The sequence below is a fragment of the Sediminibacterium sp. genome, from assembly GCF_051861365.1.
GTDB lineage: Bacteria > Bacteroidota > Bacteroidia > Chitinophagales > Chitinophagaceae > Sediminibacterium.
Map to the genome: position 1 here is coordinate 15,436 of NZ_JBHYCW010000008.1, position 14,313 is coordinate 29,748.

Annotated in this window: 15 protein-coding genes; 6 read left to right on the forward strand and 9 right to left on the reverse strand. The window is 38.9% G+C overall.

Translation table 11 applies throughout. The features are described from left to right. Positions 1-6: 6 nt before the first annotated feature. Positions 7-3,432 carry a PAS domain-containing sensor histidine kinase gene (locus ACTIEV_RS05185; protein ID WP_322196114.1) on the reverse strand — a complete coding sequence of 1,142 codons (3,426 nt, stop codon included), beginning with the start codon at positions 3,430-3,432 and terminating at the stop codon, positions 7-9. A 119-nt stretch (positions 3,433-3,551) separates the two neighbouring features. On the opposite strand from ACTIEV_RS05185, the gene ACTIEV_RS05190 reads away from it, so the two are divergent. The 4 genes from ACTIEV_RS05190 (at position 3,552) to ACTIEV_RS05205 (ending at position 6,142) form a co-directional block, all read left to right on the forward strand. Beyond that, entirely contained in the window at positions 3,552-4,127 is a 576-nt protein-coding gene (locus tag ACTIEV_RS05190; RefSeq protein WP_322196113.1) for a nitroreductase family protein, read from the forward strand. 28 nt (positions 4,128-4,155) lie between these two features. Then, positions 4,156-4,731, forward strand: coding sequence for a guanylate kinase (gene gmk, locus ACTIEV_RS05195; protein WP_322196112.1), 576 nt, complete (start codon positions 4,156-4,158; stop codon positions 4,729-4,731). A gap of 42 nt (positions 4,732-4,773) precedes the next feature. Beyond that, entirely contained in the window at positions 4,774-5,592 is an 819-nt protein-coding gene (locus tag ACTIEV_RS05200; RefSeq protein WP_322196111.1) for an SDR family oxidoreductase, read from the forward strand. A gap of 67 nt (positions 5,593-5,659) precedes the next feature. Beyond that, positions 5,660-6,142: a hypothetical protein gene (locus ACTIEV_RS05205; RefSeq protein ID WP_322196110.1), complete on the forward strand. Its 483-nt coding sequence runs from the start codon at positions 5,660-5,662 to the stop codon at positions 6,140-6,142. On the opposite strand, the gene lysS is transcribed toward ACTIEV_RS05205, so the two are convergent. Further along, entirely contained in the window at positions 6,139-7,677 is a 1,539-nt protein-coding gene (gene lysS, locus ACTIEV_RS05210) for a lysine--tRNA ligase (RefSeq protein ID WP_322196109.1), read from the reverse strand. The genes ACTIEV_RS05205 and lysS overlap by 4 nt on opposite strands. Positions 7,678-7,908: 231 nt before the next feature. Further along, on the reverse strand, positions 7,909-8,496 hold the full coding sequence (locus ACTIEV_RS05215; protein ID WP_322196108.1) for a pseudouridine synthase: 588 nt from the start codon (positions 8,494-8,496) through the stop codon (positions 7,909-7,911). A gap of 406 nt (positions 8,497-8,902) precedes the next feature. On the opposite strand from ACTIEV_RS05215, the gene ACTIEV_RS05220 reads away from it, so the two are divergent. Then, complete coding sequence (locus ACTIEV_RS05220; protein WP_322196107.1) at positions 8,903-9,856, forward strand: UDP-3-O-(3-hydroxymyristoyl)glucosamine N-acyltransferase; 954 nt, start codon at positions 8,903-8,905, stop codon at positions 9,854-9,856. An 85-nt stretch (positions 9,857-9,941) separates the two neighbouring features. On the opposite strand, the gene ACTIEV_RS05225 is transcribed toward ACTIEV_RS05220, so the two are convergent. From ACTIEV_RS05225 to ACTIEV_RS05245, 5 genes are all read right to left on the reverse strand, one after another. Further along, on the reverse strand, positions 9,942-10,205 hold the full coding sequence (locus ACTIEV_RS05225) for a hypothetical protein (protein WP_322196106.1): 264 nt from the start codon (positions 10,203-10,205) through the stop codon (positions 9,942-9,944). A 381-nt stretch (positions 10,206-10,586) separates the two neighbouring features. Then, positions 10,587-10,922: a hypothetical protein gene (locus ACTIEV_RS05230; RefSeq protein WP_322196105.1), complete on the reverse strand. Its 336-nt coding sequence runs from the start codon at positions 10,920-10,922 to the stop codon at positions 10,587-10,589. Positions 10,923-10,962: 40 nt separating this feature from the next. After that, positions 10,963-11,940 (reverse strand): NAD-dependent epimerase/dehydratase family protein, encoded by a 978-nt coding sequence (locus ACTIEV_RS05235; protein WP_322196104.1) that lies wholly within the window; start codon positions 11,938-11,940, stop codon positions 10,963-10,965. A 63-nt stretch (positions 11,941-12,003) separates the two neighbouring features. Next, positions 12,004-12,423 (reverse strand): Fur family transcriptional regulator, encoded by a 420-nt coding sequence (locus ACTIEV_RS05240; RefSeq protein WP_178888721.1) that lies wholly within the window; start codon positions 12,421-12,423, stop codon positions 12,004-12,006. A gap of 3 nt (positions 12,424-12,426) precedes the next feature. Next, positions 12,427-13,083, reverse strand: a complete 657-nt coding sequence (locus tag ACTIEV_RS05245) for an SCO family protein (RefSeq protein ID WP_322196103.1) — start codon at positions 13,081-13,083, stop codon at positions 12,427-12,429. Between the two features lie 110 nt (positions 13,084-13,193). Here ACTIEV_RS05245 and ACTIEV_RS05250 point away from each other — a divergent pair, with 110 nt between their 5' ends. After that, positions 13,194-13,586, forward strand: a complete 393-nt coding sequence (locus ACTIEV_RS05250) for a MerC domain-containing protein (RefSeq protein WP_178888723.1) — start codon at positions 13,194-13,196, stop codon at positions 13,584-13,586. Here the strand turns inward: ACTIEV_RS05250 and ACTIEV_RS05255 are convergent. After that, positions 13,583-14,287 carry a metal-dependent transcriptional regulator gene (locus tag ACTIEV_RS05255; protein WP_178888724.1) on the reverse strand — a complete coding sequence of 235 codons (705 nt, stop codon included), beginning with the start codon at positions 14,285-14,287 and terminating at the stop codon, positions 13,583-13,585. The two genes, ACTIEV_RS05250 and ACTIEV_RS05255, sit on opposite strands and share 4 nt — an antisense overlap. Positions 14,288-14,313: the final 26 nt, after the last annotated feature.

Here is a 14,313-nt window from a genome sequence, read left to right on the forward strand (position 1 = left end):
TTTTATTTAAATGTTTGATATTTTAGGTAAGCTGAAATAAAAAGTACTTCCTTTTCCTTCTTCAGAAGCTACCCATATTTCACCATGATGCCTTTCTACGATCTTTTTACAAATGGCTAGTCCAATTCCTGTGCCGGAATAATTATCAATCGAATGTAAGCGTTGAAAAACTACAAAGATCTTTTCAAAATACCTTGGATTGATGCCTATTCCATTGTCTTTAACAAAGAAGACAAATCTGTTGGCTTCTTCTGTACATCCAATTTCAACGACCGGGGGTTTGTCGCTTTTATATTTCAATGCATTACCAATCAGGTTTTGCATCAACTGCTGTAACTGAGATGTATTTCCCTGTATGCTAGGTAATTGATCTACACGTAAAATTATCTTTTCTTTTTCAAATCTGGACTCAAATATTTGTACTACATTTTTTACCAAACCGTTCATATCCACCAGCTGAAACGGCTCATTTACGGTTCCTACTCTTGAATAAGAGAGTAAATCCAGTATCAAACGTTTCATTCTCTCTGCCCCACCTACCGCAAAATCGATATACTCTCTGGCTTTTTCATCCAGCCCTGCTGAATATTGGCGATCTAACAGTTGTAAGAAACTACTTACCATCCTCAAAGGCTCCTGCAAATCATGTGACGCTACGTAGGCAAAGCGCTCCAACTCTCTGTTAGACGTCATGAGTTCAGTAGCTCTTTTTTCCAATACCTGGTTTAACTCCTGTAACTGCTGTTCTGATTGTTTTAATGCAGAGATATCTTGTGTAGAACCAATCATGCGAATAGCGATGCCTTCTTTGTTCCTGATTACATAACCCCTGTCATATACAAAAGCATAAGAGCCATCCATTTTTTCAAACCGATATTCATCTTCCCAAAATTGATCTCTGGTTTCTTCTAATAGCTTTCTTCTTTTTTCAACTACTCTTTCTACATCTTCCGGATGTACATGCTTACGCCAAAAGTCATTATCATTAGAAGCTTCTTCTGTATTATATCCAAATAGTTTTTGTAACCCATCTCCTGAACGTACTACAACATGTGTACGCATGTCCCAATCCCAAATAGCATCGCTGGTGGCTTTAGCAACCAATTCATAACGTTCATTCGTTCTTCTGATCAGCGTTTCAGATTTTTTTCGTTCTGAAATGTCTCTGATGAATGCACAAAAGAATTCTTCACTTTCCTGTTTAATGGGTAATACAGTGAGTTCTATGGGAAACATGGTTCCTTCTCGGTTAATGGCATTCAACTCTAACAAGACATTCAATGCCGGACCATTTCTTGTTACCTTATATTGTTCCATTCCATGATCATGCATATGCCGATAAGGCTCAGGAATAATAATAGACGATAATCTTCTGCCCATTACTTCTTCCTGCTTCCAACCAAATATCTTTTCTGCCTGAGGATTCCAGAACGTAACCATTCCTTCAGGGTCAATACAAATAATGGCATCCAATGCAGCATTCATGATCAGCCTTCTCTTCTCCTCACTATCCCGCATCAAAGCATCTGTCTTCCTTCTTTCACTTACATCTCTTTCAATAGCTACCCAATGGGTATACCACCCTGATTCATTGGTAACCGGGGCAACCGTAAAATTGTTCCAAAAAGGCTCTCCATTTTTTTTATAGTTCAACACTTCTATTTCACAAGGTTGCCAATTTTTTAAAGCGTCTTTTAAACGAGCTAATTCATTTTTATCGGTATCCGGACCTTGCAATATTCTAGGTGTTTTGCCAACTACTTCTTCTGCTGCGTATCCTGTCATTCGCGTAAATGCCTGATTCACATAAAGGATTTTAGGTCCTTCCCCTTCAATAGGTTTAGCCTCTGTAATCAAAATAGCATCGTTGGTATTGGTAATCACCATATCCATTAACCTGAGTCGCTCTTCTTCTTCTTTCTTTTTGGTAATATCTGTTTGAATGGCAATATACTGATAGGGCTTACCTTCCTCATTTAGAAATGGAACGATGGTAGTATCCACCCAATAATAGGTTCCTGATTTGGCTTTATTCTTTAACTCTCCACGCCATACTTTTCCATGAGCGATGGTAACCCATAAATCTCTTAAGAACGCTTTAGTATGGTATCCTGAATTGATGAGACGATGATCTTGCCCAACCAATTCTTCACGGCTATACCCTGATATTTTACAGAAATTATCATTCACAAATTGAATGCTCCCCTTTTGATCTGTAATGGCTACAATACTTGATTGATCTAAAGCAAACTTATAATCGGATACTTCTTTAAACGCATTTCTAAGTGCAGTTTCACTTCTCAATCGCTCTGTAATGTCATTGATCAACACCAATACACAAGCTCTATTATTAAACTCAATATGATGTGCTGTAATCTCTACATCGATGAGTGTTCTATCTTTTTTATAGTGGCGCCAAATACCTTTGTGTGTTAGAATATCTCCCTCCTTAAATCTGGTTGCCTGTTCTAGTTTCTTCCAATCTTCCATTGGTCTAATATCTCTGATCGTAATATGCGAAAACTCTTCTCTGCTATAACCATAATGTTTAACAGCAGCATTGTTTACTTCCAGAAATTTGAAAGAGTATTCTTCATAAATCCACATCGGCATAGGATTCTCATAAAACAGCTGACGATAACGCTCTTCTGCCTTTTTAGAATCTGTGATATCCGTATAAAAAATCGTGATCCCGCCATCCGAAGAGGGATAAATTCGGTTTTCAAACCATCGTTTCCAGGGTGGATAATACTCCTGCATAACAATCGGTTCCCTTTCCTTCATTACTTTATGATAATTCCAATAAAAAGGCTGACCTACACCTTCAGGAAATAAGGTCCAGATATGTTTGCCTATCAGGTCTTCCGGTTTATGACCATTAAGCATTGCCGCACCTCGTTCATTTACATAGGTATAATTCCAATTGGTGTCTAATGCCACAAAACCATCAGAGATACTTGTTAGTATATTAGACATGAGTAACCTTGTTTTTTCAAGGTGGTCATCCAATGTTTTTTGTTTGAAGATCCTATCAGAAATATCTTCTACCGAATTGATGATTTGAATTACATTGCCTGCCCCGTCTAGTACCGGCGTATTAACAACTTTCCAATAGCGTTCTAAAAAATTACCCGTACCATCATTTAAAGGAATATCATACCGCAATTCATCAACCTGATTGGTTTGTTTCAGGCGAATAGCTTCGTCAAATAGATTTAATAGCAACTGTTTACTTTCTTTTGTATCGATGCCCGGTGTATCCGGAAAAACGGTAAAGACCGGTTTCCCTACTATATGCTCTTTCTCGGTAAATGTTGCTTGTAAATAGGCTTTATTGGCAGATATAATGGTATAAACAGGGACATCGGGTTGCAAGAAAAGATACATCCCGGGCAGGTTATCAAAAACAGATTGAAATTCTTGTATGGTCATTGCAATCGTTACTATGAAATTTGAAAAGAAAACCCGCGGATCAAAAGAAACAATCGTCAATATAAAACATTTTACTCATTCAACGAAATTGTTCAATACTGTACCGCTAATTTTGCAACATGAGCACACTCGAAAAAATTATTCGCGAAAGAAGAAGCGTGAAGCCTTCTTTGATGAATGGGAAAAAAATAATTCCATCTATTATCCAGCAGCTGTTAGCGCTGGCAGACTGGGCGCCTACACATGGCAGAACCGAACCTTGGCGTTTTATTGTTTTTAGTGGAAATGGGTTAGCGCAGTTTTCGCAACAACACGCCGATTTATATAAAAATCATACGCCTGAAGAAAGTTTTACCAATGCCAAGTATCAGAATATCATCCACAATGCTGAAAAAGCTTCGCATCTTATTGCCGTGTACATGAAAAGACAGGCAAGTCAAAAAATTCCACTCATAGAAGAGATTGCTGCTACTGCTGCTGCCATTGAACATATTTTACTAGGTGCGCAAGAACAGGGAATTGCTGCACTTTGGAGTACCGGAGGTATGACTTATCATAACAGCATGAAACAATTATTAGGACTTGAAGAACATGATCAGATGATGGGGCTGATCTATCTCGGATATTCCGATGAGCCTAGTCCCCCCGCCAAAAGAAATATTGCACTATCAGAAAAAACGGTCTGGAAGGATTAAGCCTTCTTAAAATTCTGTTTCTTTGCGCATGCAGGAAAACAAAGGCAAGATCATCATTATTACAGCCCCTTCGGGATCGGGTAAGACATCGATTACGCATTATCTGTTGAATAAGTATCCTCAACTTTGTTTTTCTATCTCCGCTACCACACGTTCTCCGAGAGGGAATGAGCAAAATGGTGTTGAATATTATTTCTTATCTGTGGAGGCATTTCAGTCCAAGATCAACGAACACGCATTCATTGAATGGGAAATGGTGTATGAGGGAAAGTATTATGGTACTCTCAAAGCAGAACTGGAACGCATTTGGAACGAAAATCGTGTGCCGGTTTTAGATATTGATGTGAAAGGTGCTATCCATGTACAAGGTGAGTTCCCCGGAAAATGTTTGTCGATTTTTATTCAACCCCCATCTGTAGAAGAGCTGAAAAGAAGACTGGAAAGCAGGGGAACAGAAACTGCTGAAAGTATTGCCACACGGGTAAACAAAGCCAGTTATGAGTTGTCATTCAATCATCATTTTCATCATATTGTAGTGAATGATGAATTGGATAAAGCCTGTACCCAAACAGAACAGCTCATCAAAGAATTCTTAGGTTGGTAAGACAGTTTTCCTGAAATTTAAGGTTCAGCAACAAACTACATTATGTCATTTCAGAACAGAACCGTTTTTATTACCGGCGCCAGCAGAGGTATCGGTAAAGCTATTGCCCTGCGTTTAGCCAAAGAAAAAGCCAACATTGTTGTTGCTGCCAAAAGTGTAGAAGAAGACCCCAGACTTGGCGGCACCATTTTTTCAGCTGCTGAAGAAATTGAAAAAGCCGGTGGTAAAGCATTGGCGGTACAAGTAGACATTCGTCATGAAGATCAAATTCAGGCTGCTGTTGAAAAAGCAGTAGCAAAGTTTGGAGGTATTGATGTTGTGATCAACAATGCTTCGGCTATTCAATTAACCCCCACAGAACAAACTGATACCAAACGCTTTGACTTAATGCACAGCATCAATGTCAGAGGTACTTTTCTGGTTGTCAAAAACTGTTTACCATGGCTTAAAAAAGGTAAAAATCCACATATCATAACCTTATCACCACCCATTAGTCTGGAACCCAAATGGATGGGTGGACATATTGCCTATACGCTCACCAAATACAATATGAGTATGTTGGCCTTGGGTTGGGCTGCAGAATTTAAAGGGATGGGCATCGCCTCCAATGCACTATGGCCCAGAACTACGATTGATACGGCAGCTGTCCGTAATCTGCTGGGAGGGGAAGCTTTAGCAAAAATGAGTCGTACCCCCGAGATCATTGCTGATTCTATTTATTATATCCTTCAAAAAACGGCTGATCAGTGTAGTGGCAATACTTTTATTGATGAACAGGTGCTGGCTGCTGAAGGTATTACAGATTTGGATCAATACGCAGTTGTGCCGGGCGGAATGTTGTACAATGACCTATTTATCTAAGTTTATGCAGATTTAAGGCGATTCGTTATTGAATCTGATCAAAACTGGGTATTATTACATACCCCTTATGCGAACCATTACTCTGCTTACCACTTTGCTGGTCATTTTGACCACTTATGCCCCTGCGCAATATCATGGCAGATGTGGCAGTTTTAGATACACCATTAATGGCCAACTAGCCAGTTCCGTAGAAACAAATAACATCATTACTAAAACCTATTATTCCATTGATCAAAAAAAGGGGTATATCTGGTTTTGGAAGGAAATTTCTGAGCCCGGAAATCAACAGGTAAATGAATTCTTGACATTGTGGGCAAGGTTATCTGACATAGACACTTCTTGTATTGAAGCATTGATAGCAGATCCTTCAACACTCAAAGTTCGATTGTCACAAAAACAAAATTTCTTCTTTGCTACAACATATGTACAACAAAAAAAAGGACCCTCATATGGGGTCCGTAATGATATTTTAATACCTTTTAAAAATATAGATGCTGCTACCGATTTCTTAAATCAACTCAAGCTTCAAATTCCTATCAGGAATTACTAACCTTCTTGTACATCCTGTACACGCTCGGGTCTCATTTGTGGGAATAATAACACATCCTGTATAGAAGGTTGATTGGTCATCATCATACACAAACGATCGATACCGATACCGATACCCGCTGTTGGTGGCATACCATATTCCAGCGCACGTAAAAAGTCATGATCAATGAACATGGCTTCATCATCACCTCGCTCCATCAATTTCAACTGCTCTTCAAAACGTTCACGCTGATCAATAGGGTCATTTAATTCTGTGTATGAGTTAGCAATTTCTTTTCCGTTTACCATCAACTCAAATCTTTCTACTAGTCCGGCTTTACTTCTATGCTTTTTGGTAAGCGGACTCATCTCTACCGGATAATCGATGATAAAAGTGGGTTGAATAAAAGTATGCTCACTGGTGGCACCAAATATTTCATCAATGAGTTTTCCTTTTCCAATATTGCCCGGAACATCAATCTTCAATTGCTTACATACTTCACGTAAACCAGCTTCATCCATAGCACTCACATCAATCCCGGTATTCTCTTTAATAGCATCATGAATGCTGATTCGTTTGAATGGTGCCTTAAAATTGATGATCTTATCACCCAAAGGCACATCTGTAGTTCCATGTAAAGCAATAGCGATTTTTTCAAACAATTGCTCCGTGGTTTCCATCATCCAGAAATAATCTTTGTAAGCAGTATACCATTCCAGTACCGTAAATTCAGGATTATGAGTTCTATCCATTCCCTCATTTCTGAAGTTGCGACTAAACTCATACACCCAATCAAATCCTCCTACAATCAATCTCTTCAAGTATAACTCATTCGCAATTCTCAAATAAAAAGGAACATCCAATGCATTGTGATGTGTAATAAATGGGCGCGCAGCTGCACCCCCCGGAATAGCTTGTAATACCGGCGTGTCTACTTCCAATGCCCCTTGTTCATTTAAAAAATCTCGGATGGTATTGATAAGCTTGGTTCGTTTAACAAAGGTTTCTTTTACATCCGGATTAATGATGAGATCTGCATAACGTTGACGATAACGAAATTCCGGATCAGTAACTGCATCAAAAACATTTCCTTCTTCATCTCGCTTTACCACCGGAAGTGGCTTTAAAGATTTAGTTAGTAAGGTAAACGTTTGTGCATGAATAGAAGTTTCACCTGTTTTGGTTATGAATACAAATCCGGTCACACCAATGATGTCTCCCAGATCCAATCCATGTTTTACGACTGTATCCCAAAAGGATTTGTCTTCATCCGGACAAATATCATCGCGCTTGACATACAATTGGATGATGCCTTTACTATCCTGGATCTTGATAAAAAACACTTTTCCCTTATCATTGATACTCATCACCCTTCCCGCAACACAGACGTTGGCAAAAGCTTCCTTACTTTCTTCTTTGAACTGTTCCTTGATATCGATTGAATAGTGACTTACGGGATATGACGGAGCCGGGAATGGATCGACCCCTGCTTCTTGTAATTTGGTCAGTTTCTCACGACGAACCAGTTCCTGCTCAGATAAATGTGCTTGACTCATATATACTCAATTGTAAAGAGCAGCAAAATTAACGGTTAGCGGGGAAGAATTGCTACTCTGTTACTGATTATTGCTGTTTTGAGCAGAAGCTTTCCCCCTTTGCTAAATATTCGGCGGATGTATTTACATCAACCGCCCATCACAGCTTTAGGAATCAGCTACCAGGCAAATTGTTGGTATAAACCATGAAGTTCAGGGTAACTATAACCCTTGTTCAACAAATGCCGGTATTTATTCATGGAAAAGTTGTTGGTATAGTTGTTTACGAGTCATACTGACCAAGTCTCCGGGTTGTAAACCTTCCATCGTAATATTTTCTATTCGGTAACGAATCAATCTTAATGTAGGGAACCCCACCTGTGCAGTCATTCTTCTTACTTGTCTGTTTTTACCTTCTTTCAATACCATGCGGATCCATGGTGCCGGAATTTCTTTACGGAAACGTATCGGTGGATTTCGAACTGGAACAGATGGTTCATTTTCAAAAACAGAAACCTTAGCAGGTAACGTTTTATGTTTTTTTCCATCGATTGAAATCGTTACACCATTTTGTAATTGTTGAATAGCTTCACCGGTAATCGCTCCATCTACCTGAACCCAATATTCTCTTTCATGTTGAAACGAAGGATGCAATAAACGATGATTGAGTTGTTTATCATTGGTAAGAATCAGTAATCCTTCACTATCATGATCTAGCCTGCCAACAGGATATACATCTTTAGATACATCAAAAAAATCAGCAAGCGTTTGTTTTCCATCAACCGGAGAAAACTGCGATTGAACGAGATAAGGTTTGTAAATAATGAAGTAGTAATTCATATAAAACAAAAGTCCCGCAAAAGCGAGACTTTGTATATGGATGGGTTAGTAAGTACTGGGAAATAAATTTCCCTACACAATATTAAAAAGAGTTTTATCGAAAGCAAAAAAATTTTTAAACAATTTTATTCACATTTTAGGTCCCTTTGTGAATACCTGATCCTTATTCAACGCTGATTCCCATTGCATTTTATAGAACAAAAAGAATGCGTTAAAAATTTTATTTCGCTGAAACATTGATGAATAAAGGTTTTCATAAGACTTGATTTTTTTATACAAGAAAATAAATAGTGATAAAAGCAGTGTCAACAGCTTCATTTCACCTGTTTTTATGGGCTTAAAAAAAACTAAAATAATGGAGGGTGAATAGCTCTTAGTACCTTTGTTTTTAACAAAAAACCTTGTTATGAAGTTTTCTGCACCTGTTTCTGCCGGTTGGATCGCATCATTGATCAACGCAGAATTAATCGGTAATCATGATGCATTGGTAACCGGTATCAATGAAATTCATAAAGTAGAAACAGGCGATCTTGTTTTTGTAGATCATCCTAAGTACTATGATAAATGTTTAAACAGTGCTGCTGATTTTATTATCATCAATACAAATCAAGTAACCATTCCTTCCGGTAAAACAATTTTAGTAACTTCAGATCCGTTTGAAGCATACCTCACCATCGTCAATCATTTCAGACCTTTTGTTCCGGCACAAAAAGCCATCAGTGATTCTGCTGTTATTGGTGAAGACACTGTCATCATGCCCAACTGTTTTATTGGCAATCATGTTCAGATCGGCAAACATTGTATCATTCATCCCAACGTAACCATATTAGACCATACCATCATTGGAGATCATGTGATCATCCAAGCCGGAACAACAATTGGAAGTGATGCTTTTTATTACAACACGAAAAAAAATCGAGATGTATGGTATAAGAAAATGCAGAGCTGTGGCAACGTAGTCATCGAAGACCATGTAGAAATTGGTGCCGGATGTACCATTGATAGAGGCGTTACAGCAGAAACCAGAATCGGACAAGGAACACGCATGGATAATATGGTGCACATTGGTCATGATACGACCGTTGGAAAGAATTGTCTGTTTGCCGCTCAAGTGGGTATTGCCGGAGGTACCATTATTGAAGACGGCGTCACCTTATGGGGACAGGTAGGTGTGAGTAAAACATTAACCATTGGTGCCAATGCGGTGGTATTGGCACAAAGTGGTGTTCCCTCTTCCTTGGAAGGTGGCAAAACCTATTTCGGGTACCCCGCAGAAGATGCTTCGCTCAAAAGACGAGAACTCGTTTGGATCAAACGTATTCCTGAGTTGTGGAAGAAGGTGATGGAGGGGAAATCGTGAATTGTGAATGGTGAATGGTGAATTGTCAATAATAACGTAAACCATTGACAATTCACCATTCACAATTCACGACTGACCATTCACATCATTTCATCGAACCATAATTCGGCACATAGTTTTCCCGTCTTAAAATCGTTAACAGGTCTTTTTCTAGAGATACTACGGGATATTCTATAACCCTTCCTATTTCTTTTTCATTTTCATACACAATCAGTGTTGGTACTCTTTTAATATTTTTTCCTGCTTCTTCATGTTGCGGACTTTGCTTATAGCTATTTGACTCATTGCTGACGAATATGAGTCTGATCTGTTGCTGCTGAACACCTGCTTGTGTCAATATTTTCATCATACGAGGAACTTCTCTTCTGCTATCTCCGCACCAAGTGCCCAGAAAAATATCAATCTGTTTTCCCTTTAATAATGGGGTTAGGAATGGAATGGCGGAAGAGTCGGGTATATAATGGTCATAACCAGGCTGATACCAGTTTTTTTAACCCCCTTGTTGTAAAAAAGAAACATCACAATGACCTAGCAACATAAGTTCGCCGTTACCATTCTTAACTTCTATGTTAGCAAAAGGAGTAGTGATTTGAGCATTAACACATGGTTGGGTCATCACTATGAATAGCACAGCGATCACCAAAAAAGATGATTTCATATGAGTTGAATTAATTACATAAATGAATGAGTAGCCCCCTTCGGAGGAAGCATAACAAGACGGTATATGTAATCAATGAAGCGGGGGATGAAAAACTGCTTTCTGATAAGGATCTAAAAGTGCATCAGGAATAAATACTGTTGGGGTTTGATGGAACGAGCCCATTAAATAAGCCTGATTGTAAGAGTCGATGCTGGTATACTTCCAGTCTGTTTTAAAAGCAATGTCTTTTTGTTTTTCGGTTGCAGGAATACCGTCAGTATCCGTATCAGGTGTCAACATACAATCACACCAGTTTTGATCTGCTTGTGAAATTGCCAAGGCCGAACATTCTGCATAAGCCAATATTTTTGCTACCGATGGCGCATACAGTGAAAAGGATAATATGATGGCTACTACATATTTCAAGTATTACAAGTTACCGATTTTTAAGAAAGGGCCAAACAGATTAGGGTAGACGGTATTTCAATTTCAATTCTTCACAAATACGCACGATGGATTGTTCCATAGCTGCATATTGAAATCCGGGAATGGCCTGTAATAGTTTTTCGTTATTGAAACGGACTTTCGCTCTGGCTGTTTTAGCAGTTTCTTTTGTCAGTAGCGGTGACTTCCCGGTAAATTTAGATTTGATGGCTTCCAAACGCCAAACAATGGCTGCTATCCATGCTGTAACTTTCTTATGTGGAGGTTTTTTCCCAAATGCCTGAGCAATCATGGTAAAAACAGAACGGTAGGGTAGGTTAGCACCACTAATCACAAATCGTTGTGCAGTAATATTACTTTCCATCAATGCGATCATTGCTTTTACTACATCTTGTACATCTACAAAACCACTCATACCTTCTGTATACCAGGGAAATTCTTCATAGGCTGATTTAAAAATAGCTGTGGACCCACTGTTCCAATCACCGGCACCCAGAATAATAACAGGATTTACGATCACGGCATTCAATCCCTCACCAATACCCCGCCACACTTCCATTTCAGCCATGTATTTACTCTTGCCATATTCACTATTACTGGTTTCAGGTGTCCAGTTCATGGTTTCATCAATCATCACATCTTCCCTTATACGACCTAAAGCTGCAACTGAGCTCATGAAAACCATTTTGGAAACTCCGGCGTCTAAAGCAGCATTCACCACATTGGCAGTACCCTCAATATTCACATGATGGAGATTCTTTTTTTGCGATGGGTGAAATGAAACTACTGCAGCACAATGATATACTTGTTGAACACCTTGCACGGCTTCTTCTAAAGAAAGTACATCCAGAATATCACCTTTTACCCAATCCACTTTTTCTGCATTGGGTATTGTTGGAATGATGGAACGATACAGCGCACGAACTTTCTCCCCTTTGTTCAGCAATGCCTGTAACAAATAAGCGCCTACCAAACCTGTTGCACCGGTAACAAGAATCATGTAATAGATTTCAACGAAGTTAACCCAATGATGCGGATAACTGAAAAACAGTGAAGAACCATTCTATTGAGAACATTTATTACAAAGTCCACTCACGACCAGGTCTTTTTGAATGGCTTTGAATCCATCGGGTAGTGCTACTTTAGGAACAGTTACATGATCCAGACAATAAGTAGTTCCACAGTTATCGCACATAAAATGAACATGATCATCGTGGTGATGACCTGCTGAACATTCGTCTTTACACAAAGCATATCGAACAGAGTTATCGGCAGTGGGAATGGTATGGATGATGCCTTTTTCTACAAAAGTTTGTAGCGTACGGTAAATTGTTACCCTATCGAATTCTGTACCACTTCTACTTTCAATATCTGCATGCGCCAATGCACCATTTGCATCCAGAAAATGATGCAAGATTTTTTTCCTGCTTTCTGTAACGCTGAGGTGATTTTTCTTCAACAGATCTACAATTCTCTCTTGCATGATTTAGTTAGGATTGTTTGTAAAAATGCCATTCACAAAATTACCCGTTGCTTTCTCTTTCAATAATATCCCAATATCTTTTTTCAACTTCTCCAGTTCATCCGCTTTTAGTCCATCATAAATCTGTGCACGCACTTTTCCTGATTTGTCTACCAATGCAAAAAACTGTGTATGGATGAACTGATCTTCTATCTTCTCAAAATTATTCTTTGGATCATCCAACAAATACGAGTTACGTGCCATCTGATACAAGCTATCTTTTCTACCGGTCAGCAACACCCATTTCTTGGTGTCTATCTTCATGGAGTCAGCATAAAATTTTAATCGGGGTACAGAATCTGTTTCAGGGTCACAAGTATGTGCCACGATCATAAAGTCGGGATTGTCTTTATAAGCATCATACACGCCTTTCATTCCCACATGCATTTTCGGACAAATACCTTTGCAGGTCGTAAAGAAATATTCTACCACGGATACTTTGCCCAACATATCTTTTTCAGTGAAGGGCACACCATCCTGGTTACGAAACATAAAAGGTTTCACATAACTCAATTGCGGCAATTTCACTTTCCAATTATCGGTGCCCTTAAAAAGGAAATAATAGAAAGCAGCTACTAAAACTGCGAAAAACAACAGATAACCTATTAACTTCTTACTCATAATCAATACTAAAGGACAAAGTTACACCCCATTCGGTTCAATCGGGGGGATGTAAAAAATATTGAAATTAATTTTGCAACACTGTTGCATAGTTGTATTTTTGTCGCCACATGAACTTTAAGATCAATTGGGATGCTTTTGGAATTGCCACATCGGTAGCTTGTGCTATCCATTGTGCCTTACTTCCATTATTCATTAGCAGTCTCCCTCTTTTTGGCCATAATATCATTGATAACAATGGGTTTGAATATGCCATGATTGCTTTGGCTTTTGCAGTAGGTACTTACTCATTGTATCATGGCAGAAAAAAACACCATCACAGCTGGATACCGATGATCTTCTTTACAGTAGGTATTCTTCTTTTACTCGGTAAAGTCATCTGGCATTCCTGGGAACTGTGGTTATTGATCCCTTCGGTAGCTTGTATCATTACAGCACATTACCTGAATTATCGCATGTGCAGGGTGCATAATCACGCACACAGTGACGACTGTAATCACTAAGCTTTTTTCTTTGCTGTCTTTTTATTTTTTTTCTCGCAATCCTCACATACAATCACAATATTCTCTGCAAAACGCGGACTAACACTGGATTGTTTCCCATTCACTTCAATCTCTATCAATTCATCATAGGTTTGTCTGGCTAGTACTTTGATATGATTGTGCATACTCAAGCCTACCTTATCTACATACTGTAAAAAGGCAGCGGAGTTGTCTTTTACACCAATCATTTTACAATTGTGTCCCACCTCTTCTTCATTCAAGGTTTTCTTTACCGGCATTTTCATTTCACCGGTAGCTGTTGGAATGATATCGCCATGCGGATCAAAACTGGGATAATTCAAAAGCTTATCCAATCGATCAATCAGTTTCTGACTTTGAATATGTTCCAGTTGCTCTGCTACTTCATGCACTTCATCCCAAGTAAAACCCAACTTCTCGTATAGGAAAGTTTCCCATAAGCGATGTTTACGAACCACTTCGATGGCCAATTTGCGCCCTTGGGCAGTTAGCGAGGACTTTCCATACTTTTCATAATTGATCAGCTTTTTTTCCTTCAGCTTCTTCAACATATCATTTGCCGTAGCCGGTTTTACACCCAAATGTGCCGCCAACTCATTGGTACCGGCCTCGGTTTTGGGTGATTGCTCCAATGTTAATTGCAACAAAGCTTTGAGATAATTCTCCTCCGTAGTAGATAACATGGCACAAAGATAGCTGAAATGACAAA

Coding starts and splice junctions, on each gene's coding strand:
- ACTIEV_RS05185 (WP_322196114.1), bottom strand. CDS start 3,432: ATGACCATACAAGAATTTCAATCTGTTTTTGATAACCTGCCCGGGATG.
- ACTIEV_RS05190 (WP_322196113.1), top strand. CDS start 3,552: ATGAGCACACTCGAAAAAATTATTCGCGAAAGAAGAAGCGTGAAGCCT.
- gmk (WP_322196112.1), top strand. CDS start 4,156: ATGCAGGAAAACAAAGGCAAGATCATCATTATTACAGCCCCTTCGGGA.
- ACTIEV_RS05200 (WP_322196111.1), top strand. CDS start 4,774: ATGTCATTTCAGAACAGAACCGTTTTTATTACCGGCGCCAGCAGAGGT.
- ACTIEV_RS05205 (WP_322196110.1), top strand. CDS start 5,660: ATGCGAACCATTACTCTGCTTACCACTTTGCTGGTCATTTTGACCACT.
- lysS (WP_322196109.1), bottom strand. CDS start 7,677: ATGAGTCAAGCACATTTATCTGAGCAGGAACTGGTTCGTCGTGAGAAA.
- ACTIEV_RS05215 (WP_322196108.1), bottom strand. CDS start 8,496: ATGAATTACTACTTCATTATTTACAAACCTTATCTCGTTCAATCGCAG.
- ACTIEV_RS05220 (WP_322196107.1), top strand. CDS start 8,903: ATGAAGTTTTCTGCACCTGTTTCTGCCGGTTGGATCGCATCATTGATC.
- ACTIEV_RS05225 (WP_322196106.1), bottom strand. CDS start 10,205: ATGATGAAAATATTGACACAAGCAGGTGTTCAGCAGCAACAGATCAGA.
- ACTIEV_RS05235 (WP_322196104.1), bottom strand. CDS start 11,940: ATGATTCTTGTTACCGGTGCAACAGGTTTGGTAGGCGCTTATTTGTTA.
- ACTIEV_RS05240 (WP_178888721.1), bottom strand. CDS start 12,423: ATGCAAGAGAGAATTGTAGATCTGTTGAAGAAAAATCACCTCAGCGTT.
- ACTIEV_RS05245 (WP_322196103.1), bottom strand. CDS start 13,083: ATGAGTAAGAAGTTAATAGGTTATCTGTTGTTTTTCGCAGTTTTAGTA.
- ACTIEV_RS05250 (WP_178888723.1), top strand. CDS start 13,194: ATGAACTTTAAGATCAATTGGGATGCTTTTGGAATTGCCACATCGGTA.
- ACTIEV_RS05255 (WP_178888724.1), bottom strand. CDS start 14,287: ATGTTATCTACTACGGAGGAGAATTATCTCAAAGCTTTGTTGCAATTA.